Here is a 20889-nt window from a genome sequence, read left to right on the forward strand (position 1 = left end):
GACTACTCGGCGGATTCCGCCTGCGGCAGAAGCGCATCGAGCGCGGCCCCGGTGATGCGGCGGAACGCACGCCGGGGTCGGTTCACGTCCAGGATCGCCACCTCGAGGGTGGACGGACCGAGGGTGCGCTGCTCACCGTTGGCGCCGCTGGCCTGCAGCGCGTTGACGGCGATGTTCACCGCGTCGCCCAGGCTGGCGTTCTCGGCGTAGGAGTCCTTGAGCGCGGTGGCGATGGGTTCGGTGGTACCGCCCATCACGACGAAATGCGGTTCGTCGGCGATGGATCCGTCATACGTGATGCGGTACAGCTCGGGCGCCTTGGTCTCACCGTAGTGCGCCACCTCGGCGACACACAGTTCCACCTCATAGGGCTTGGCCTGCTCGGTGAAGATGGTGCCCAGCGTCTGGGCGTACACGTTCGCCAGCTGGCGGCCGGTGACATCGCGGCGGTCGTAGGCGTAGCCGCGGGTGTCGGCGAACTGGATGCCACCGCGACGCAGATTGTCGAACTCGTTGAACCGGCCCACGGCGGCGAAGCCCACCCGGTCGTAGAGCTCGCTGACCTTCTGCAGCGAGCGCGACGGGTTCTCGGCGACGAACAGCACACCGTCGGCGTAGGCCAGCACCACAACACTGCGACCGCGAGAGATGCCTTTACGGGCGAGCTCACTGCGCTCACGCATCGCCTGTTCGGGCGAGATGAAATACGGGAAACTCATGAAACTGGGGCCTCACCGGCGTCGGGTCCGAAAGTGTCTGTGCGGGAACGGCTTGCGATCACTTCGCGAGCCAGTTCGGCTATCCGCGCCTCGGTGATCTCCTCGGCCCCTTCGGCACCGATGGTCACCGCGGTGGGATAGATGCCCCGCACCAGATCCGGTCCGCCGGTGGCGGAGTCGTCGTCGGCGGCGTCGTAGAGCGCTTCGACCGCCACCCGCAAAGCCGATTCGGCGTCGGTGACACGCGAGTACAGCTTCTTGATGGACGACTTGGCGAAGATCGAGCCCGAGCCCACCGACTGGTAGCCCTCTTCCTCGAAATTCCAGCCACCCGCGGCGTCGAACGACACGATGCGCCCGGCGCCCGCCGGGTCCGGGTCGTCGACGTCGAAGCCCACCAGCAGCGGTAGCGCCACGAAGCCCTGCAGAGCGGCCCCGAGGTTGCCGCGGACCATGATGGCCAGGCGGTTCACCTTGCCGGCAAACGTCAGCGGCACACCTTCGAGCTTTTCGTAGTGCTCCAGCTCCACCGCGTACAGCCGGGCGAACTCCACGGCAATGGCCGCTGTGCCCGCGATGCCGGTGGCCGTGTAGTCGTCGGTGACATACACCTTCTGCACATCGCGGCTGGCGATCATGTGGCCCTGGGTGGCGCGCCGATCACCGGCGATCAGCACCCCACCGGGGTACTTCAGGGCGACGATCGTGGTCCCGTGCGGCAGATCAGCACCGCTGCCAACCGGTTGGACACCGCCCGTCGGCAACAACTGCGGCGCTTCGCGGCGCAGATGGTCAGAAAAGGACGAGAGATCGGAGATGGGGGAACTGGTATTCAAGCGGTTGTTGAACTGCCAGGTCACTGGCCGCCCTTTTGGACGTATGCGCGGACGAAGTCCTCGGCGTTCTCCTCCAGGACGTCGTCTATCTCGTCCAGCAGGTCGTCGGTTTCCTCGGCCAGCTTCTCGCGACGCTCCTGGCCCGCGGCCGTGCTGCCGGTGGAATCGTCGTCATCGCCGCCGCCACCGCCACGCTTGGTCTGCTCCTGAGCCATCGCTGCCTCCTCTAACTAGGTTCCTCCACAGTACCGGTCAGCGCCCGGATTGCCGGGCATCCCGGATCACCGTGAAATCAATTTGTCAGCTGCTCCACCAGCTCCACGGCTGAGTTCACCGAGTCCAGCAGCGCACCGACGTGGGCCTTGCTACCGCGCAGCGGCTCCAGCGTGGGGATCCGGACCAGCGAATCGCCGCCCAGATCGAAGATCACCGAATCCCAGCTGGCCGCCGCGATGTCGGCGCCGAAGCGGCGCAGGCACTCGCCGCGGAAATACGCGCGGGTGTCCGTCGGCGGGTTGTCCACGGCGTCGAGGACCTGCTGCTCGGTGACCAGCCGCTGCATCGACCCGCGGGCGACGAGGCGGTTGTAGAGCCCCTTGTCCAGGCGCACATCGGAGTACTGCAGGTCCACCAGGTGCAGCCGCGGCGCCGACCAGGCCAGGTTCTCGCGGTTGCGGAACCCCTCCAGCAGCCTCAGCTTGGCCGGCCAGTCGAGCAGGTCCGCACACTCCATCGGGTCACGTTCCAGCAGATCGAGCACATTGGCCCACGTCTCCACCACGTGCGAGGCACGCGGGTCAGGGTCGCGGCTGTCCACCAGCTTGGCCACCCGATCCAGGTAGATGCGTTGCAGCGCAAGCGCTGTCAGCTCCCGGCCGTCGGCCAGGGCGACGGTGGCCCGCAGACTGGGATCGCGGCTGATGACGTGCACCGCGTGCACGGGGCGGGCCAGCGCCAGATCAGAGAGGTCGATCCCCTCTTCGATCAGGTCGAGCACCAGGCTCGAGGTACCGACCTTGAGGTAGGTGGACGTCTCGGCCAGGTTCGCATCGCCGATGATCACGTGCAGACGGCGGTACTTGTCGGCGTCGGCATGCGGCTCGTCGCGGGTGTTGATGATGCCGCGCTTGAGGGTGGTCTCCAGGCCGACTTCGACCTCGATGTAGTCGGCGCGCTGAGACAGCTGGAAACCGGGCTCGTCGCCCGACGGGCCGATACCCACCCGGCCCGAGCCGGTGACAACCTGGCGCGACACCAGGAACGGGGTGAAACCGGCGATCACCGCCGAGAAGGGGGTCTGGCGGCTCATCAGGTAGTTCTCGTGGGTGCCGTAGGAAGCACCCTTGCCGTCCACGTTGTTCTTGTAGAGCTGCAGTTTGGCGGCCCCCGGCACGCTCGCGACGTGGCGGGCGGCGGCTTCCATCACCCGCTCGCCGGCCTTGTCCCAGATGACGGCGTCCATCGGGTCGGTGACCTCGGGTGCGGAGTACTCCGGGTGCGCGTGGTCGACGTACAGGCGGGCGCCGTTGGTGAGGATCATGTTGGCCGCGCCCACCTCGTCGGCGTCGACCACCGGCGGCGGGCCGGAGGCCCGGCTCAGGTCGAATCCGCGGGCGTCACGCAGCGGCGACTCCACCTCATAGTCCCAGCGGGTGCGCTTGGCGCGCTGGATTCCGGCGGCGGCCGCATACGCCAGCACCGCCTGCGTCGACGTGAGGATCGGATTGGCCGTTGGGTCGGACGGCGACGAGATGCCGTACTCGACCTCGGTTCCGATGATCCTTTGCATGGGACCAGCCTAGGGCCGGTCGACGAGCCCGAGGTACGAGGGGGAGGAAGGGCCGGCCCCAAAGCACCCGAGGGGCCTACTCGTGCGGCGATTGTGTGGTGCAGTTACGGACGTTATGACCACGTACCTGTTGCACAACATGACACTCATCGACGGCTCCGGCGCCGACCCGGTGCCGCAGGCCGCGGTGCTCGTGAAGGACGGTCGGATCGGCTGGGCCGGGGCCGAGTCCACCTACACCTCGGCGGAGCCCGTCACCCGGGTTGATCTCGGCGGCCACACCGTGTGCCCCGGGTTCTTCGATTGCCACGTGCACTTCGCACTGCCCGGTGCCGGCGGCTCACCACTGGAGCATGCCCTCAAGCCGCCCTCGTACGAGCTGTTCCGTCTGCTCGAGCGACTGCGGGTGACGCTGCACAACGGGGTGACCACCGCCCGTGACCTGATGGGCATCGACCCCGGCGTGCGGGAGGCGGTGGCCGACGGGCTCATCGAAGGACCGCGGCTGCTGGTGGCGATCAACATGCTGTCGCAGACGGCCGGGCACGCGGACCTCCATCTGCCGTCAGGTCTCGATCTGGGCCCGCTGATCGGCGCCCGCCTCGTGGATTCGGTGGATGCGGCCCGGCTTCGTGCCCGCGAACTCATCCGGGCCGGCGCCGACGTGATCAAGGTGGCTTCCAGCGGCGGTGTCTCCTCCCCCAACGACGATCCGTCCTGGCTGGGTATGCGCCGCGAGGTGATCGCCGCGATCGTCGAAGAGGGGCAGAACCTCGGCGGCCGGCCGGTGGCCGCCCACGCCATCGGCTACGCCGGCATCCGCGCGGCGGTGGAAGCCGGGGTGCACAGCATCGAGCACGGTTACGAAATCGATGACGAACTGCGCGCCCAGATGGTGGCGCAGGGCACCTTCCTGGTGCCGACCCTGCTGGAGACCATGACGCCGGTGACGGCGTCCCCTCAGGGTGCCGCCAAGAGCGCCAAATGGCACGCTCTGGCCCATGATTCGTTGGCTGCGTCGGTGGCGGCCGGCGTTCGCGTGGCGGTGGGCACCGATGCCGGACTCTCACCTGCCCACGGCACCAACCTCGCCGAGCTGGGACTGTTGGTGCGGTTCGGCGGGCTCACCCCGATGCAGGCGATCGTGGCGGGCACCAGCGCCTCCGCCGAACTATGCGGTGTCGCCGACCGGTTGGGCACGGTTGCCGCGGGCAAGCTCGCCGATCTGGTTGTGACGCGCGGTGATCCACTCCAGGACATCGACTCCCTCGGCACGCCGGAGAACATCCTGTTGGTGATCAAAGACGGCCGGCCGGCCAGCAACCGCGGCGGATTCACGGTGCCCTGATGACAGACAACCCTGAGCGGGTGGCCGCCGAGAGTTGGTTTCTGCGGCATGGCCTGCCGGCGGTGCTTCGCCCGGGCTCGCTGGTACGCCGGGTGTGGCCGCGTTCGGCGCCGGCGCTGAGCGGCTTCGCGGTGCTCATGGCCAATTCGGTACTGGTGGTCGCGGTCACGGGGCAACACACCATCGACATCGATGGCGCGCCCACCCGCACCGAATGGTTTGTCCTGGGACTGCTGCTGATCGTGGTGCCGGTGGCCGCCCTGGTGGGATGGCTGGTCTCGCGGCTGGACTTTCGCTGGCGCACCGTCGCGTCGGGCCTGTCGATCCTGGTGATCTATGCCGGCGCGTTCTTCGGTGGAGTGAGCGCACACGAACCGGTCAACATCATCGGTGACACCATCGTCGTCGCCCTGATATTGGTCTGTACCGCAACAGGAGTCGGTGCCATCCTGGCGTGGTCGGCCCGGGTGACGATGGAGAACCTGGCGTCGGTGGGCAGCCTGTTCGTCCGGGCTCTACCGGTGGTGCTGCTGACCGTCCTGGTGTTCTTCAACTCCTATGTGTGGGTGATGGCGTCGACGGTCAGTCGGCCACGCCTGTGGTTGGCGCTGCTGTTCCTGTTCGCCGTCGCGGCGGTGTTCCTGGTGTCCAGCACGATGGAGCGGGTGCGGCCCATCCTCGACCCGAACGCCAAGAAAGCCGAGGACGCCGCCAGCCTGGTCGGCACCCCGTTCGAGGACATGCCGGACCGGCCGCGGCGGGTGCCGCTGTCGCGTGCCGAACGGTTGAATGTCGGCTTCGTCCTGGCCCTGAGCCAGATCGTGCAGGTGCTGACGGTGTCGATCGTGACGGCGCTGATCTTCTTCACCCTCGGGTTGATCCTGTTGAGCCCGGAACTGCTGGCCGCGTGGACACGCAACGGGACCTCGGACGGGCAGTTCCTGGGCATGACGATCCCGGCACCGGATGCGCTGATCCAGACCGCGATGTTCCTGGGCGCCTTGACGTTCATGTACATCAGCGCCCGTGCAGTGGCCGATGCCGATCAGCGCAGCCGCTTTCTGGACCCGCTGGTCGAAGACCTGCGGCTGACGATGGTGGCTCGCGACCGCTACCGGACGTTCACCGCGGAGCGCTGACACAATATGGCCGTGGCCGACATGCAGCGCGTGCACGACTGGTTCCTGCACCGGGGGCTGCCGTTGGTGCTGACCCGGCGGGTGCGCTCGCACGCGCTGATCGAGCGGTCGGCCCCCGCCGTGGCCGGGGTGGGCGCCCTGACCGCGGCCGCGATGGCGCTGGCGCGCTGGACGGGCGACGACCCGGACTACGGGTACATCGTGCGGCTGGGCATCATCGCGGTGCTGCTGATCGCGGCGCCGTTCGTGTTGAATGTGCTGCACCAGCGCGACACTGCCGCCTCTGAGCGGGGCAGGCGCACAGCCGCGCTGCTCGTCATGGCCATGTTCGTGGTGGTGATGCCGGTGACCGTCGACGGCTGGTCGGCCGCGGCGGTGGCTGAAGCGCCGGTGTTCCTGCTGGTGACACTGCTGACGATCTGGCTGACCTACCTGGGATTCGGGTCGATTGCGTTGTGGGCCTTCCGGTTCGCCTCCGTTCAGCTGGGTGCCCTGGGGAACCTGATGAGCCGCGCGCTGCCGGTGCTGATGCTGACCGTGGTGGTGTACTTCACCGGCGAACTGTGGCAGCTCGCGGCCCGCATGAGCCGCGAGAGACTTTGGCAGACAGTCGGATTCCTGGCGATCATCGCACTTCTGTTCATGGTCACCACGATTCGTGACGAGGTGCGCGCCTTGCGCGAGGACCGCTCCGAGCAGTCCGACCCGGCCGCGCTGTTGGTGGATACGCCGTTGGCGGACCTGTCCGGCCGTTCCGAGCGCACCCCACTGTCGGTGGCCGAGCAGATCAACGTCGTCGCCGTCATGGTGGTGTCCCAGGCGATCCAGGTGGTGTTCTTCACCGCCGGGATCTTCGCGTTCTTCCTGGCGCTGGGCATCATCGCCGTCCCCGATGACGTGACGGTGCTGTGGTCGTCGCAGGAGAGCTGCCCGGTAGGCGAGCCACCCTGTGCGGGAACGTGGTTCGGCGTCCACGTGCCGGTTCCCCAGACCGTGGTGCACACGTCGCTGTTCGTGTCCGTGTTGTCCGGGCTGTACTTCACCGTGAGCACCTCGGTGGATCCCCTGTATCGGCAACGGTTCTTCGATCCGCTGATCGCCGACGTGGCGGTCAGCCTGGCCGGCCGCGACGCGTATCTGACCTTGGAGCGCTAGGTTTTTTGTCGTACCCTTCTGCTTTGATGGTGGCATGTCCTCGACCGCAACATCTTTCGCCGCTCCGGAGGTGTCACCCAAGGAGCGGCTCGATGTGTTGTTCGAGGAGTTTGCAGAGTTGGCCGGACAGCGCAATGCGATCGACAGCCGCATCGTGGAGATCATCGCCGAGATCGACCGTGACGGACTGGCCGGTATGACCGGCGCCAAATCCATACCAGCACTGGTGGCCTGGAAACTCGGGGTCTCACCGCGCAACGCCGACATCTTCACCACCATCGCGCAACGTCTCGCCGAATTCCCCCGCTGCACGGCCATGCTGCGGCAAGGCCGGGTGTCACTGGATCAAATGGGGGTCATCGCCGAGCGCGCCGCCAACGGCTCCGATGAGCACTACGCCCAACTGATCCCCTACGCCACCGTCGAACAACTCCGCCATGCGGTGAACCTGGAATCCAAACCCACACCCACCCTCGAACCGCAACCCGAGCCAGAACCGGAGTACCAACCCGAGCCCTGGGAATCACAGCCCGCGCCCTGGGAATTGACAGCGGGATCGACGTCCGAGCCCCCGCCCGAACCGCCGCCCGAACCGGGACCCGGGCCTGAGTCGCGACCGGAACCGCCACGCCGGCAACCCAAGCGGTCCATCACCCACACCAGCGACGACCAGTCGGTCACCTGGCACATCACCTTGCCCCACCATGAAGCCGCAGAATTCCAGGCCGCCCTGGACTCCCACCGCGACGCCCTGGTCGCCGACTGGAAACGCGACCACGCCACCGGCACCTCCAACACCACCCCACCGTTCCCCACCCCGGTCGACGGATTCATGAGCCTGGTGCACGCCGGGTGGGACGCCGACGTCGCCGCCCGCCCACACGGACACCGCACCACCGTCGTCGTGCACCTCGACGTCAAAACCCGCGCCGCCGCCCTGCATCTGGGGCCGCTGCTGTCCGACGATGACCGCCGCTACCTGCTCTGCGACGCCACCTGCGAAGTCTGGTTCGAACGCGACGGCCACCCCCTCGGCGCCGGGCGGGAAACCCGCACCATCAGCCGCCGGCTACGCCGGGCTCTGGAACACCGCGACCGCGGCACCTGCGTGGTCCCCGGCTGCGGAGCCACCCGCGGATTGCACGCTCATCACCTCATCCATTGGGAGGACGGCGGCCCCACCGAACCATCGAATCTGGTGTTGGTCTGCCCTTTCCACCACCGCGCCCACCACCGCGGCCGCATCACGCTCACCGGCCCCGCCCACCAGCTCGTCGTCACCGACGCCGCCGGCCGACAACTCACCAACGCATCCCTGGCCCGACCACCCACCACACAGCCACCCAATGTTCCACCGTGCCCCGGCCCCACCGGGGAACGCGCCCAATGGTGGTGGTACACCCCATTCCAACCACCAGCAGCCAGCTGATTGCTGCACGCTAGTCGTAGATGACGGCGAGCCCCCGGCGCTCGAGGTCGGCCAATCCGTCACGCATGGCTGCGAGTTGTTCCGGGGTGTGCCCCACCCAGTCGGTGATTTCGCCGACGATGCGCACCGGTTCGCGCGTGCGGTAAGAGCGCGTCGGATTGCCCGGGAGTTTCTTGTCCGTCACGTTGGGGTCGTCCTCCACGGCGCCTTCCGGCTCGACGATGTAGATCCGTCCGCGTCCCTCACCGACAGCCAACTCGGCGCCCCATACCGCGGCATCGAGGGTCTGTGTGATGTAGACGTGGTTCATGATGCGTTCCGGGTCGTAGTTGGATCGCCGGCCGGGTATCAGAAAATCGCCCACCGCGAGATCCGCTTTGGTGCCGTGCAGATACGCGCCCGACTCGTGCACCTCAAAAGGTCTGGTCATGCCGGCGATTGTGCAACCTGAACGCGGTCTTGCCGCAAGCCCCCGGGTCTGGCTTACAGTGAGAATGGGTCACACAGCGGTGGCGGCCCCACAGATGCCGCACACTTCGAATTCCTGGCGCTTCCACCGCGCGACCGGCACGAAGAACACGCTGAACTGTTTGAACTCCCTGACCCGTTGCCACTGGGTGGTGTTGTGGCACCGCGGGCAGGTACGCACCTCCCCCGCGCCCAGGAGCTTCTGTTTGGTGCCGTAGCCGAAGAGGAAGAAGAACACCACTCCAGAGTAGGGACCGCCGCGTCGACGAAGTCAGGTGCGCTCCGGCGACAACACAGGTGATCACTGTCGGCCACGGAAAGTTTCTGTGCCACAACACAATCAGGCCAACAGCTGTCGCTGTTGGCCTGATCGGTTGTCGGTGCCTACAGGTACTGGCCCAGGTTGCTCTCGGTGTCGATCGCCCGCGACGCACTCGAGCTCTTGCCGGTGACCAGGGTGCGGATGTAGACGATCCGCTCACCCTTCTTGCCCGAGATCCGCGCCCAGTCATCGGGGTTGGTGGTGTTGGGCAGGTCCTCGTTCTCGGCGAACTCGTCGACGATCGAGTCGAGCAGGTGCTGGATCCGCAGACCAGGCTGACCGGTCTCCAGCACCGACTTGATCGCGTTCTTCTTGGCGCGGTCGACGACGTTCTGGATCATGGCGCCGGAGTTGAAGTCCTTGAAGTACATGACTTCCTTGTCACCGTTGGCGTAGGTGACCTCCAGGAACCGGTTGTCGTCGATCTCGGCGTACATCCGGTCGACGACCTTCTCGATCATCGCTTTGATGGTCAGCGAGCGGTCGCCGCTGAACTCGGCGAGATCGTCGTCGTTGATCGGCAACTCGTCGGTCAGGTACTTGCTGAAGATGTCCTGCGCCGACTCGGCGTCGGGCCGTTCGATCTTGATCTTGACGTCCAGGCGGCCGGGCCGCAGGATCGCCGGGTCGATCATGTCCTCGCGGTTGGACGCGCCGATCACGATGACGTTCTCCAGGCCTTCCACACCGTCGATCTCACTCAGCAGCTGCGGGACCACGGTGGTCTCGACATCGGAGCTGACGCCAGTGCCGCGGGTGCGGAAAATCGAGTCCATCTCGTCGAAGAAGACGATCACCGGGGTGCCCTCGGACGCCTTCTCACGAGCCCGCTGGAAGATCAGCCGGATGTGCCGCTCGGTTTCGCCGACGAACTTGTTCAGCAGCTCCGGGCCCTTGATGTTGAGGAAGTAGGACTTCGCCTCACGGGCGTCATCCCCGCGCACCTCGGCCATCTTCTTGGCCAGCGAGTTGGCCACCGCCTTGGCGATGAGCGTCTTACCGCACCCGGGCGGGCCGTACAGCAGCACACCCTTGGGCGGCCGCAGCGCGTACTCGCGGTACAGGTCCTTGTGCAGGAACGGCAGCTCCACGGCGTCGCGGATCTGCTCGATCTGCCGGGTCAGGCCACCGATGTCGTGGTAGCTGACGTCGGGCACCTCTTCGAGCACCAGGTCCTCGACCTCGGCCTTGGGGATGCGCTCGAACGCATAACCGGCTTTGGTGTCGACCAGCAGCGAGTCACCGGGGCGCAGCTTGCGGGGACGCAGATCCAGCTCAGCCTCCGACAGGGTGGCCGCGATCTCTTCCGGCAGATCGTCGGGCGCGATCAACGGCTCGGCGAGCCACACGATGCGTTCCTCGTCGGCGTGACCGACCACCAGGGCACGGGTACCGTCGGCCAGGATCTCGCGCAGAGTGCTGATCTCACCGACGGCCTCGAACGTGCCGGCCTCCACGACGGTGAGCGCCTCGTTGAGCCGGACCGTCTGGCCCTGCTTGAGCGACGCCACCTCGATATTGGGCGAACACGTCAGGCGCATCTTGCGGCCGGAGGTGAAGACATCCACGGTGTCGTCCTCGTGGGTGTTCAACAGCACGCCGTAACCGCTCGGCGGCTGCCCGAGCCGGTCCACCTCCTCGCGCAGCGCGAGAAGCTGTTGGCGAGCCTCCTTGAGTGTTTCCATCAGCTTGGCGTTCCGTGCCGCCAGCGAGTCGATACGGGCCTCCAGCTGATGGACGTCGCGGGCGGTTCGCGCACCGCCCTGACCACCGGCCGTGTCGAGCTGCTCGCGCAAAATCGCCGCTTCGCGACGCAAGGCCTCCAGCTCGGCAGCATCCTCGCTGGAGAATCCCTGCGGGTTCTCCCCCGAACGCTCTGACTCACTCATGCTGCGCTCCATTCCCCGCACCGAAAGTTGGTGCGGTAACAACTTCAACGCTACCGGCGATTCAGACTTTGTGTGCGGTGTAGGAATTCGACACACCAGCAACACTGTTAGCCTCTGATCAAGAGGCGGGCCGACTGAAAGGACAGCCGTGAACCTGAAATCCCTCGCCACCGGTGTGGCAACCGCTGCCGGAGCGGTCGCCATCGTCGGCGCCGCGGCGGCAGGTGTGACTTCCCTTGCAACCGTGACGAACGCCACAGCTCCGCAGGCCAACCTGCTGTCGTGGGACGTCCCGATGCCGCAGGTGCCCGCACCTGAGCTGGCGGCTCCGCTGACCCAGACCCTCAACGCGCTCGCCACCGGCGGCTCGTTCAGTGGCAACAAGGCCGCATACATCGAGGGCGGCGTCGGCCGCATCGAGGGCATCACCGCCGATCGTGCGTTCACCAATGCGCAGGCCAAGGGCCTGTTCCCGTTGACCTTCAACGTGGTGGACATCGATCTCAACGGCCCGGTGGCCACCGCGAACGTCACCGCCACCGCCGCCAACGGCGTGAGCACCACCCGCCCGGTCACCTTCATCGCCGGCAAGAGCCCTACCGGCTGGCTGGTGCAGAAGGGTTCGGCACTGTCGCTGCTCGCCTCGGCGGGCTGACCCTGATCCGAAACGCAGTCCTGAGCGCCGCCACGATTCTCGTGGCGGCGTTCGGGCTGTTGGGGTGTAGTGACAACACCGCTGCGCCACCCTCATCGCCGCCGCCGCCCGTGACGTCCTCGGCCGTCGCACCGCAGGAGTCGCCTCAGCCCGCGGCGCTACTGGACGTTCTCACCCGGATCTCCGATCCCGCCGTACCGGGTCGCGACAAGCTGAACCTGGTCGAGGGCGCCACCGGCGCCGACGCGACCGCCCTGGACGCCTTCACCACCGCGCTGCGCGACAACCAACTCGCCCCGCTGACCTTTTCGGTGACCGGCATCGTGGCCTCCGACCGTGAGCCGGGCCTGGTGAACGCCGACGTCACGATCACCGCGGCCGACCCGGAGGCGGCACCGTTCTCGTTCCCGATGGAGTTCCGGGGGGTGGACAACACCTGGCAGCTGTCGCGCCGGACCGCAGACATGCTCCTGGCGTACGGACGGTAGGGCCTGGCATGTGGATCGGTTGGCTCGAGTTCGACATCCTGCTCGGCGATGTGCATTCGCTGAAGGAGAAACGCGCGCTGGTGCGCCCCATCGTCGCCGAACTCCGCCGCCGTTTCGCCGTCTCGGCCGCCGAGACGGGCTCCGTCGATCTCCATCGGCGCACGGTGATCGGAATCGCCGCCGTCGCCGGCGATCGTGCTCATGTGGTCGAGGTGCTGGACAACGCCGAACGTCTGGTGGCCGCCCGCCCGGAGATCGAGCTGCTGTCCGTCCGGCGCGGACTGTCGCGCAGCGAAGACCAGTTCTAGCCGCGCTCTACGACGGGCTGCCCCCGAGGCGGCGGCCGACGATCAGACCTGCTGCTTGCGGCGTTTGAGCGGTGTCGGGGTGATGGTGCCCGGAGCCAGCCGCCGTGCGGAGATCAGGAACGCGGTGTGCCCGCGCATGTTGTGCTGCGGTCGCACGGCCAGGCCCACGACGTTCCAGCCGCGTTGCATGGTCTCCCATGACCGCGGCTCGGTCCAGCACTGCTGCTCGCGCAGCGCCTCGACCGTCTTCGACAGCTGGGTGACGGTGGCGACGTAGACCATCAGCACACCGCCGGGTACCAGCGCCTCGGACACGGCGTGGAGCACCTCCCACGGCGACAGCATGTCGAGCACCGCGCGATCCACCTGCGGGCCGGTGTATTCGGCCAGGTCACCGATCACCAGATTCCAGTTGGGCGGACGCTCCCCGAAGAAGGTCTCGACATTACGGATGGCGTGCACGGCGTGGTCGTCGCGCACCTCGTAGGACGTCACCTGGCCGGTCGGGCCGACCGCACGCAACAGCGAGCAGGTCAGCGCGCCGGAGCCCGCGCCCGCCTCGAGCACGTGCGCGCCCGGGAAGATGTCCCCCTCGTGCACGATCTGCGCCGCGTCCTTGGGATAGATGACCTGCGCACCGCGCGGCATCGACAGCACATAGTCGATGAGCAGCGGGCGCAGCACCAGGAACTGATCACCGTTGGTGGACTTGACCACGCTGCCCTCGGGTACGCCGATCACCGAGTCGTGCGGGATCGCGCCGCGGTGGGTGTGGAACTCGGCGCCCGGCGCCAACACCATCGTGTAGTGCCTGCCCTTGGCGTCGGTGAGCTGCACGCGGTCACCTTCGGTGAACGGTCCCGTCAACGACACAGTGCGCCCTCTTCCACAACCACCGAACAACCCTGCCAAATATGTCTGAGCCCGTGCATAAGCTGCCAAGTATGGCCGAGACAGTCCCCGGGGTGCCCGAACGGGTGGCATCTCGACCTGCCCTGTCGCCGTCACGGGCCGCCGACTTCAAGCAGTGCCCCTTGCTGTACCGGTTCCGGGCCATCGACCGGCTGCCCGAGCCGTCGTCACCCGCGCAGTTACGCGGCTCGGTGGTGCACGCCGCCCTCGAACAGCTCTACAGCCTGCCCGCCGCCCAACGCGGTCAGGACACCGCCCTGGGGCTGCTGGCGCCGGCCTGGAACCGGATTGCCGCCGAGGAGCCGGGCCTTGCCGAACAGGTGGCTCCCGAACAGCGGGAGCAGTTGCTCGCCGAGGCGGCCAAGCTGCTGTCGGGCTACTACCGGCTCGAGGACCCCACCGGCTTCGACCCCCAGAGCTGCGAACAGCGCGTGGAAGTGGAGCTCGCCGACGGCACACTGCTGCGGGGTTTCGTCGACCGCATCGACGTCGCGGCCACCGGTGAGGTGCGGGTGGTGGACTACAAGACCGGCAAGGCACCGCCGGAGGCGCGGGCCCTGGCCGAATTCAAGGCGCTGTTCCAGATGAAGTTCTACGCGGTGGCCCTGCTGCGCTCACGGGGAATCCTGCCCACGCGGCTGCGGCTGATCTACCTCGCCGATGGTCAGCTGCTGGATTACGCACCAGACCTCGAGGAACTCGAGCGCTTCGAGAAGACGCTGGTGGCCATCTGGCGGGCCATCCAATCTGCGGGCGCCACAGGCGATTTCCGCACCAATCGAAGCCCCCTGTGCAACTGGTGCGCCCATCAGAGTCTGTGCCCGGAGTTCGGCGGTACCCCACCGCCGTATCCGGGTTGGCCGCAGCATCCGGCAGGCTCAGCAGCGTGACGGATTGTTATTACCGGCGGTTGCCCGGAGATGTGTACGACTCGACGGACCTGACCCGCAGCAACTGGACACCGGAAATCCAGCACGGTTCGCCACCGCTGGCGCTACTCACCAAGCTCATCGAAGAGCAGCTGGACCCGGCGGCGCTGCGTATCGGCCGGCTCAGCTTGGACATCCTCGGCGCCATTCCGGTGGCGCCGCTGCGGGTACGGACGTGGGTGGAGCGGCCGGGACGGCGGATCTCGCTGCTGGCCGCGGAGATGACACCGGTCGACGACACACGCCCGGTCGCCCGGGTCTCGGCGTGGGCCCTGGCGGTCAGCGACACCGCCGACGCGGTCACCGACAGGCATCCTCCGCTGGTCGAGGGTCCGCTGGTGCCGCTGCCCGACGGCTGGTGGAACGCCGCCGGTTATCTCGAGTCCGTCGATTTCCGCCGCCAGCAGGACGATTCGGGCTCGCGGGTGTTCTGGCTGACGCCGAAGGTTTCGTTGGTCGATGACGAGCCCACGACGGCACTGCAGCGGCTGACCATGGTGGTGGACTCCGCCAACGGGGTGGGCTCGGCGCTGGATCCGCGGCAGTACGTGTTTATGAACACCGACACAGTGGTGCACCTGCATCGACTGCCCACCGGGGACGACTTCGCCTTACGGGCTCGAGGATCCATCGGGCCCGACGGAGTCGGGGTCACCACCGCCGAGGTGTACGACCGCGGCGGCTTCCTCGGGACCTCCGCGCAGACCCTGCTGGTGCAGCGCCAGTGAGCGTTCTGCTCGAGCAGTTCGATCTCGTGTGGGCGCTGGCGCAGTTGCATCTCGACGCGCTCGTCGAGGACGACTTCCTGTGGGAGCCGGCTGGCGTGGTGTGGACGGTGCACCGCGGAGGCGACGGTTTGTGGCGCCCCGATTTCTCCGAGGCCGAGCTCGATCCCGTTCCGGTGCCCACCGTCGCCTGGCTCACCTGGCACATCGACTGGTGGTGGACAACGGCGTTGGCGCACGCTTCCGGTGAGGTGGTTCCCGGCCGCGCCGAGGTGTTCTGGGCGGGAACCGGAGTTGCTGCTGTGGCGCGGCTGCGTGAGCTGGCCGCCGCCTGGCGGTCGGTGCTGAGCGACGCCGATCTGAGCCGGTCGGTGCCTTACCCGTGGGATCCGCCGAAGACGCTGGCGCACACCGCGTCCTGGTTGAATGTCGAGCTGACGAAGAATGTCGCCGAACTGGGCCAGTTACGCCTGATCCGGGCCGCGGGCTGAGCTCACCGGGAAGTCGCTGCGCGCCACACCCATTCCGCGAGTTCGGTGCAGTACTGGTCGTCGATCGCTTCGCCGGTGAACAGCACGCGCATGTTGATGGGCGCGAAGAGCATTTCCAGGGCCATCCGCACTTCGATGTCGTCGGACACTTCACCGCGACGGCGAGCCCGCTCGAAGATCTCACTGAGAGCACGGGTCCCGAACGACCAGGCGTCCTGGCGGATCGATGTTCTCGGGTAGTCGAGGTTGGTGATGACATGGGCCCGCAGCAGTCGACGCCCGTGGTCGGTCGCCAGGTAAGCAGCCATCTCGGACGCCAGCTGAGCCAGATCGTCGCGCAGCGCACCGGTATCGGGTAACGAGATGGCCCTGGTGGGTGCGTGCAGGAGAGCTTCCAGAACGACGCTTTCTTCGTCATCCCAGTACCGCCACACCACTTCTCGGGCGATACCGTGCCGGTCCGCCATGGCGGCGAGGTTGAAACGATCGATCCCCCAGCGGCTCAACTCGTCATGTGCCGCAGCGAGTATGCGCTTTCGCTCGCCGTCAGTGTCGTCGTCAGTGTCGTCGTCGATGTCGTCGTCGATGTCGTCGTCATTGCCGTCTGCTGGCATCGGAACCCCCCAGTCCGTCCCCTTCGCCGTCATGGTAACGGCAGTTGGTTGCGACTGGAACCACTTTGCCAGGACTGCTATGCCAGCGGTTTCATCTCCTCCAACATGGTCGGCACCAGCTCGCTGACCGTCGGGTGAATGTGCACGGTGTGGGTCAGCGTGGTGTACGGCGCCTTGGCGGACATGGTGTCGAGGATGCCGTGGATCACCTCGTCACCGCCGACACCCAGAATGGCCGCGCCCAGAATCTCTTTGGTCTCCGCGTCGACGACCACCTTCATGAAGCCCTGCGTCTCGCCCTTTTCCACCGCGCGTCCCACCCGCGTCATGGGACGCTTGCCCACCAGAGCTTTTCGGCCGGACTCGCGCACCTGCGCGACCGTCATCCCGGCCCGGCCCAGCGGCGGGTCGATGTACAGCGCGTAGGTGGGAATGCGGTCGCTGACGCGCCGTGGCTCGTTGTCCAGCAGGTTGGCCGCGACGATCTCGAAATCGTTGTACGAAGTGTGGGTGAAGGCGCCTTTGCCGTTGCAGTCCCCCATCGCCCAGATGTGTTCGACGCTGGTGCGCAGCTGGTCATCGACCACGATGTAACCGTGGCCGTCGGTGTCCACCCCGGCCGCCTCCAGTCCGAGGTCGTCGGTGTTGGGCGTGCGACCGGTCGCCACGAGAAGGTGTGACCCCGTGACCGTGGGGCCGTCGGCACTGGTGTGCACCGAGATGTTCTGGCCGTCCGCGCTGACCCGGATGTCATCGGCACCCAGATGGATTGTGATGCCGTCCTTTTCGAGGATCTCCTTGATGGCGGCGCAGACGTCGTCGTCCTCGCGGGAAGCCAGCCGCCGGCCGCGTTCGATGACGGTGACCTCGGCGCCGAAGCGGCGGTACATCTGCGCGAACTCCAGCCCGATGTAGCTGCCGCCGATGATGACCAGGTGCTCGGGCACCGAATCCAGTTCCAGGACACCGACATTGGTCATGTAGTCCACGTCGTCGAGGCCTGGGATCGCGGGGGCCACCGCGCGGCCGCCGACGTTGAGGAATATCCGGTCGGCGGAGAGCACCTGATCGTCGACCTGCAGGGTGTGCGAGTCGATGAACCGGGCGTGGCCGCGGATCAGCGTGCAGCCCGGCATGCCTTCGAGCCAGCCTTCGACACCCTCACGGTCACCCCGGACAATGCCGTCCTTGCGGGCCTTGACCTTGGTCATGTCGACGGTGACGTCGCCGGTGCCGATCCCGTAATCGGCGCTGCGCCGCGCGATGTGGGCCGCGTGCGCACTGGCGACCAGCGTCTTGGTGGGAATGCAGCCGTAGTTGACACAGGTACCGCCGACGAGCTTGCGCTCGATCACCGCGACGGTCTGACCTGCCGCGGTCAGGCGCCCGGCAAGCGGCGGGCCGGCCTGTCCCGCACCGACCACGATGGCGTCGAAATGTGTTGTCATGGCTCTACAGAACCGATGCCAGCGCCACGATGCCGAAGCCGCCGACGACGGCCACGACGTCTTCGACGAGTGCTGCGGGAAGGTCCTTGCCCGCCTTACCGGCCAGCCAGCCGCGGGCCGCCGCGCCGCCCAGGGTGCCCAGCACGGCGCCGACCACGCCGGCGCCGAGACCACCGAAGGTGTACCCCCACGCGGTACCGATGACGGCACCCGCGAACCCACCACTGATCAGCCGCGCGGCGAACTGCGGCGGCACTTTGCGGCTGGGAGTCTTGGGCAGCTGGTCGGTGATCAGCTCACCCACCAGCAGCAGCGTGAAGACACCGACGGTGATCGGGTGTGCCACCCACTGCGCCCACGTGCCGTCGAGGTTGATCCACCCCAGGAACCCGCCCCAGGCCACCACGGCGGGCGGGGTGAGAGCGCGCAGACCGGCGATGACACCGATCAACAGCGCAACCAGCAGAACGAGAACGTGCGTCATACGACCCTCCCGACCGGTGTCACGACCCCCGGACGCTAACACGGCAAACCGGGCCGCACCGGCCGAAACCGGCGGCAACGCGGCCGGGTGGGCTCAGAAGCGGCAGAACCGGATGTCGGAGGCCAGGATTGCCTTGGCGCCGATGGCCGCGAGTTCGTCCATGATGGCGTTGACGTCGCGGCGCGGGACCAGGGCGCGCACGGCCACCCAGTCCGGATCGGCCAGCGGTGCGATGGTGGGTGACTCCAGACCCGGGGTGACCGCGGTGGCCTGGTCGATCAGCGCACGCGGGCAGTCGTAGTCGAGCATCAGGTACTGCTGGCCGAACACCACCCCCTGCACTCGGGCGGCCAGCTGGTCGCGGGCCCGATCGGATTCGGGTCCCGCCCGCTCGATCAGCACCGCCTCGGAATCACACAGCGGTTCACCGAACGCAACCAGGCCGTGCTGGCGCAGGGTACGTCCCGAACCCACCACATCGGCGATGGCATCCGCGACGCCGAGCTGGATCGAGATCTCCACCGCCCCGTCGAGGCGGATCACGGTCGCCTCGATGCCCTTGTCGGCCAGATCTTTACGGACCAGGTTGGGGTAGGCGGTGGCGATGCGTTTGCCCGCGAGATCGGTCACCGACCACTCGCTGCCCGCCGGAGCGGCGTAACGGAACGTCGAAGACCCGAAACCGAGCGCCAGGCGCTCCTGCACCGGAGCGTCGGACTCGCGGGCCAGGTCACGGCCGGTGATTCCGAAATCCAGCTGCCCGGACCCCACATAGATGGCGATGTCCTTGGGGCGCAGGAAGAAGAACTCGACATTGTTCACCGGGTCGATGACCGTCAGGTCCTTCGGATCGGTGCGCCGCCGGTAACCGGCCTCGGACAGGATCTCGGCGGCCGATTCACTGAGTGCGCCCTTGTTGGGAACCGCCACCCGAAGCATGCCGTTCACAGCTTTCCGTACACGTCGTCGAGCGACAGGCCACGCTTGACCATGAGCACCTGCGCCCAGTAGAACAGCTGGCTGAGCTCTTCGGCCAGCGCATCATCGGGTTCGTGCTCGGCGGCCAGCCACACTTCTCCGGCCTCTTCGAGGATCTTCTTGCCGATGCTGTGCACGCCGGCGTCCAGTGCAGCGACGGTGCCACTACCTGCGGGCCGGGTGCGTGCGCGTTCACCGAGTTCGGCGAACAGTTCCTCGAAGGTCTTCACGGCCTGCGATTCTTTCACGGGGTCGCAGGCCGGCGAAAACGAGTATCAGGTGGCTGCCGGTTTCGTGTCGTGGAGCACCTCGGCGTGCATGTCCTCCAGCGAGACGCCCTTGGTCTCCATGACCCACTTCCAGACGAAGACGCCGGACAGCACCGCGCAGAGGCCGTAGAAGCCGTACGCGAGGCCCAGGTGTTCACGCAGGCCGGGGAAGGTCACGGTGATCAGCCAGTTGGCCGCCCACTGCCCCGCGGCGGCCAGGCCCAGCGCGGCAGCGCGGATGCGGTTGGGGAACATCTCGCCGAGCAGCACCCAGACCACCGGGCCCCACGACATACCGAACGCCACCACGAACAGGTTCGCGGCGATCAACGCGATCACCCCGGAGGCACCGGGCAGGCTCGGAGTGCCGTCCGGGCCCACCGCGGCGTTGGCAAAGATCACCGCCATGGTGATCAGCGTGACCGCCATGCCCGTGGAACCGATCAGCAGCAGCGGCTTGCGGCCGATCTTGTCGATCAGCGCGATCGCGATGAGCGTCGTCAACACATTGATGACGGAGGTGATCACCGTGTAGACGGCGGACTCGTCGGCGCTGAACCCGACGGCCTGCCACAACACGTTGGAGTAATAGAAGATGACGTTGATGCCGACGAACTGCTGGAAGATCGACAGCCCCAGGCCCACCCAGACGATGCCGTAGATGCCGCCGGTGGGTTTGCGCAGATCCTTCCAGGACGGCTTGTCCTCGCGCTCCAGCGTCTCCTGGATGCGGTGGATGGTGATCTCCAGGTTCTTCTGCCCGAGCAATGTGCTCAGCACCCGGCGGGCCTCCGGGATCTTGTGGCTGGCAACCAGATAGCGCGGCGATTCCGGGATGGTGAACGCCAGAGCGCCGTAGAGCACCGCGGGCACCGCCATGGCCAGGAACATCCAGCGCCAGGCGTCGAGTCCCAGCCACAGTGGTTCGTTCGGCCCACCGGCGGCCCACTGCAGCAGCCAGTTGACGGCGAAGGACAAGAAGATGCCGGACACGATGGCCAGCTGTTGTAGTGACCCCAGCCGGCCGCGGATGGACGGCGGCGACGTCTCGGCGATGTACGCCGGCGCGATGACCGAGGCCACGCCGACACCGATACCGCCGACGATCCGGAACACCACCACAGTCCAGACTTCGTGCGCGAAACCGGTACCGAAGGCGCTGATCAAGAACAGCACGGCGGCGATTTTCATCACCGAGATACGGCCGATCTTGTCAGCGAGCCGGCCGGCGGTCATGGCGCCGGCGGCAGCGCCGAGCAGGGCCGAGGCGACAGCGAAGCCGAGTTCGGTGTTGCCGATGCCGAAGTCTTCCTGGATGGAGTCCACCGCGCCGTTGATGACGGCACTGTCATAACCGAACAACAGGCCACCCAGGGCAGCGACAGACGCTATTCGGACAGCGGTCTTGCCCGACGAGAAGTCCGCGTCGGTGATGGCCGACGGAGTGTTGTCTATGGGACCGCCGTGACCAGCCATGACACAACCTTCTTTCCG

Annotated in this window: 24 protein-coding genes; 10 read left to right on the forward strand and 14 right to left on the reverse strand. The window is 67.0% G+C overall.

The window, feature by feature from the left end; genetic code table 11:
* Window positions 1–2: 2 nt before the first annotated feature.
* From prcA to dop, 4 genes are all read right to left on the reverse strand, one after another.
* Window positions 3–719, reverse strand: coding sequence for a proteasome subunit alpha (prcA, locus tag AC3A6P_RS26030; protein WP_487694907.1), 717 nt, complete (start codon window positions 717–719; stop codon window positions 3–5).
* On the reverse strand, window positions 716–1579 hold the full coding sequence (gene prcB / locus AC3A6P_RS26035) for a proteasome subunit beta (protein ID WP_487694908.1): 864 nt from the start codon (window positions 1577–1579) through the stop codon (window positions 716–718). The genes prcA and prcB overlap by 4 nt, the downstream gene beginning before the upstream one ends.
* Complete coding sequence (locus AC3A6P_RS26040; RefSeq protein WP_487694910.1) at window positions 1576–1770, reverse strand: ubiquitin-like protein Pup; 195 nt, start codon at window positions 1768–1770, stop codon at window positions 1576–1578. The genes prcB and AC3A6P_RS26040 overlap by 4 nt, the downstream gene beginning before the upstream one ends.
* 77 nt (window positions 1771–1847) lie before the next feature.
* Complete coding sequence (dop, locus tag AC3A6P_RS26045) at window positions 1848–3344, reverse strand: depupylase/deamidase Dop (RefSeq protein WP_487694912.1); 1497 nt, start codon at window positions 3342–3344, stop codon at window positions 1848–1850.
* 115 nt (window positions 3345–3459) lie between these two features.
* On the opposite strand from dop, the gene AC3A6P_RS26050 reads away from it, so the two are divergent.
* Genes AC3A6P_RS26050 through AC3A6P_RS26065 form a run of 4 tightly spaced genes read left to right on the forward strand, consistent with a single transcriptional unit; the run spans window position 3460 to window position 8415 of the window.
* Window positions 3460–4692 carry a metal-dependent hydrolase family protein gene (locus tag AC3A6P_RS26050; RefSeq protein WP_487694914.1) on the forward strand — a complete coding sequence of 411 codons (1233 nt, stop codon included), beginning with the start codon at window positions 3460–3462 and terminating at the stop codon, window positions 4690–4692.
* A complete protein-coding gene (locus tag AC3A6P_RS26055) occupies window positions 4692–5831 on the forward strand; it encodes a hypothetical protein (RefSeq protein WP_487694915.1) in 1140 nt (379 codons plus the stop codon). The genes AC3A6P_RS26050 and AC3A6P_RS26055 overlap by 1 nt, the downstream gene beginning before the upstream one ends.
* 6 nt (window positions 5832–5837) lie before the next feature.
* Window positions 5838–6986: a hypothetical protein gene (locus AC3A6P_RS26060; RefSeq protein WP_487694916.1), complete on the forward strand. Its 1149-nt coding sequence runs from the start codon at window positions 5838–5840 to the stop codon at window positions 6984–6986.
* A gap of 34 nt (window positions 6987–7020) precedes the next feature.
* Window positions 7021–8415 carry an HNH endonuclease signature motif containing protein gene (locus AC3A6P_RS26065; RefSeq protein WP_487694917.1) on the forward strand — a complete coding sequence of 465 codons (1395 nt, stop codon included), beginning with the start codon at window positions 7021–7023 and terminating at the stop codon, window positions 8413–8415.
* A gap of 10 nt (window positions 8416–8425) precedes the next feature.
* Here the strand turns inward: AC3A6P_RS26065 and arr are convergent, their stop codons facing one another.
* The 3 genes from arr to arc form a co-directional block, all read right to left on the reverse strand.
* Complete coding sequence (gene arr, locus AC3A6P_RS26070) at window positions 8426–8845, reverse strand: NAD(+)--rifampin ADP-ribosyltransferase (RefSeq protein ID WP_487694919.1); 420 nt, start codon at window positions 8843–8845, stop codon at window positions 8426–8428.
* 69 nt (window positions 8846–8914) lie between these two features.
* Entirely contained in the window at window positions 8915–9121 is a 207-nt protein-coding gene (locus AC3A6P_RS26075) for a zinc-ribbon domain-containing protein (protein ID WP_487694920.1), read from the reverse strand.
* 146 nt (window positions 9122–9267) lie between these two features.
* Window positions 9268–11094, reverse strand: coding sequence for a proteasome ATPase (arc, locus tag AC3A6P_RS26080; protein ID WP_487694921.1), 1827 nt, complete (start codon window positions 11092–11094; stop codon window positions 9268–9270).
* A 148-nt stretch (window positions 11095–11242) separates the two neighbouring features.
* Here arc and AC3A6P_RS26085 point away from each other — a divergent pair, with 148 nt between their 5' ends.
* The 3 genes from AC3A6P_RS26085 to AC3A6P_RS26095 are packed head-to-tail and all read left to right on the forward strand — an operon-like array spanning window position 11243 to window position 12545.
* Complete coding sequence (locus tag AC3A6P_RS26085) at window positions 11243–11749, forward strand: MTB12 family secreted protein (protein ID WP_487694922.1); 507 nt, start codon at window positions 11243–11245, stop codon at window positions 11747–11749.
* A 20-nt stretch (window positions 11750–11769) separates the two neighbouring features.
* Complete coding sequence (gene lppK, locus AC3A6P_RS26090) at window positions 11770–12237, forward strand: lipoprotein LppK (RefSeq protein WP_487694988.1); 468 nt, start codon at window positions 11770–11772, stop codon at window positions 12235–12237.
* A gap of 8 nt (window positions 12238–12245) precedes the next feature.
* Entirely contained in the window at window positions 12246–12545 is a 300-nt protein-coding gene (locus tag AC3A6P_RS26095; RefSeq protein ID WP_487694923.1) for a DUF503 domain-containing protein, read from the forward strand.
* A 42-nt stretch (window positions 12546–12587) separates the two neighbouring features.
* On the opposite strand, the gene AC3A6P_RS26100 is transcribed toward AC3A6P_RS26095, so the two are convergent.
* A complete protein-coding gene (locus tag AC3A6P_RS26100; protein WP_487694925.1) occupies window positions 12588–13418 on the reverse strand; it encodes a tRNA (adenine-N1)-methyltransferase in 831 nt (276 codons plus the stop codon).
* Window positions 13419–13489: 71 nt separating this feature from the next.
* Here AC3A6P_RS26100 and AC3A6P_RS26105 point away from each other — a divergent pair, with 71 nt between their 5' ends.
* From AC3A6P_RS26105 to AC3A6P_RS26115, 3 genes are read left to right on the forward strand one after another with little or no spacing between them, the layout of a single operon-like run.
* A complete protein-coding gene (locus AC3A6P_RS26105) occupies window positions 13490–14347 on the forward strand; it encodes a RecB family exonuclease (RefSeq protein ID WP_487694926.1) in 858 nt (285 codons plus the stop codon).
* Entirely contained in the window at window positions 14344–15114 is a 771-nt protein-coding gene (locus tag AC3A6P_RS26110) for a thioesterase family protein (protein ID WP_487694927.1), read from the forward strand. The genes AC3A6P_RS26105 and AC3A6P_RS26110 overlap by 4 nt, the downstream gene beginning before the upstream one ends.
* Window positions 15111–15602, forward strand: coding sequence for a DinB family protein (locus AC3A6P_RS26115; protein WP_487694929.1), 492 nt, complete (start codon window positions 15111–15113; stop codon window positions 15600–15602). Before AC3A6P_RS26110 ends, AC3A6P_RS26115 begins: the two co-directional genes overlap by 4 nt.
* A gap of 2 nt (window positions 15603–15604) precedes the next feature.
* Here AC3A6P_RS26115 and AC3A6P_RS26120 read toward each other — a convergent pair whose 3' ends face one another.
* The 6 genes from AC3A6P_RS26120 to AC3A6P_RS26145 all read right to left on the reverse strand — a co-directional run bounded on the left by AC3A6P_RS26120 (window position 15605) and on the right by AC3A6P_RS26145 (window position 20871).
* Entirely contained in the window at window positions 15605–16216 is a 612-nt protein-coding gene (locus tag AC3A6P_RS26120; protein ID WP_487694930.1) for a TetR-like C-terminal domain-containing protein, read from the reverse strand.
* Window positions 16217–16293: 77 nt separating this feature from the next.
* Window positions 16294–17664, reverse strand: a complete 1371-nt coding sequence (locus AC3A6P_RS26125; protein ID WP_487694931.1) for an FAD-containing oxidoreductase — start codon at window positions 17662–17664, stop codon at window positions 16294–16296.
* Window positions 17665–17668: 4 nt separating this feature from the next.
* On the reverse strand, window positions 17669–18148 hold the full coding sequence (locus tag AC3A6P_RS26130; RefSeq protein WP_487694932.1) for a DUF4126 domain-containing protein: 480 nt from the start codon (window positions 18146–18148) through the stop codon (window positions 17669–17671).
* Window positions 18149–18241: 93 nt separating this feature from the next.
* A complete protein-coding gene (hisG, locus tag AC3A6P_RS26135; protein WP_487694989.1) occupies window positions 18242–19087 on the reverse strand; it encodes an ATP phosphoribosyltransferase in 846 nt (281 codons plus the stop codon).
* 5 nt (window positions 19088–19092) lie between these two features.
* Window positions 19093–19374 (reverse strand): phosphoribosyl-ATP diphosphatase, encoded by a 282-nt coding sequence (locus tag AC3A6P_RS26140; RefSeq protein WP_487694934.1) that lies wholly within the window; start codon window positions 19372–19374, stop codon window positions 19093–19095.
* Window positions 19375–19401: 27 nt separating this feature from the next.
* Window positions 19402–20871 carry a sugar porter family MFS transporter gene (locus tag AC3A6P_RS26145; RefSeq protein WP_487694936.1) on the reverse strand — a complete coding sequence of 490 codons (1470 nt, stop codon included), beginning with the start codon at window positions 20869–20871 and terminating at the stop codon, window positions 19402–19404.
* Between the last annotated feature and the right edge of the window lie 18 nt (window positions 20872–20889).

Source organism: Mycobacterium sp. Soil_C_30, from assembly GCF_057656995.1.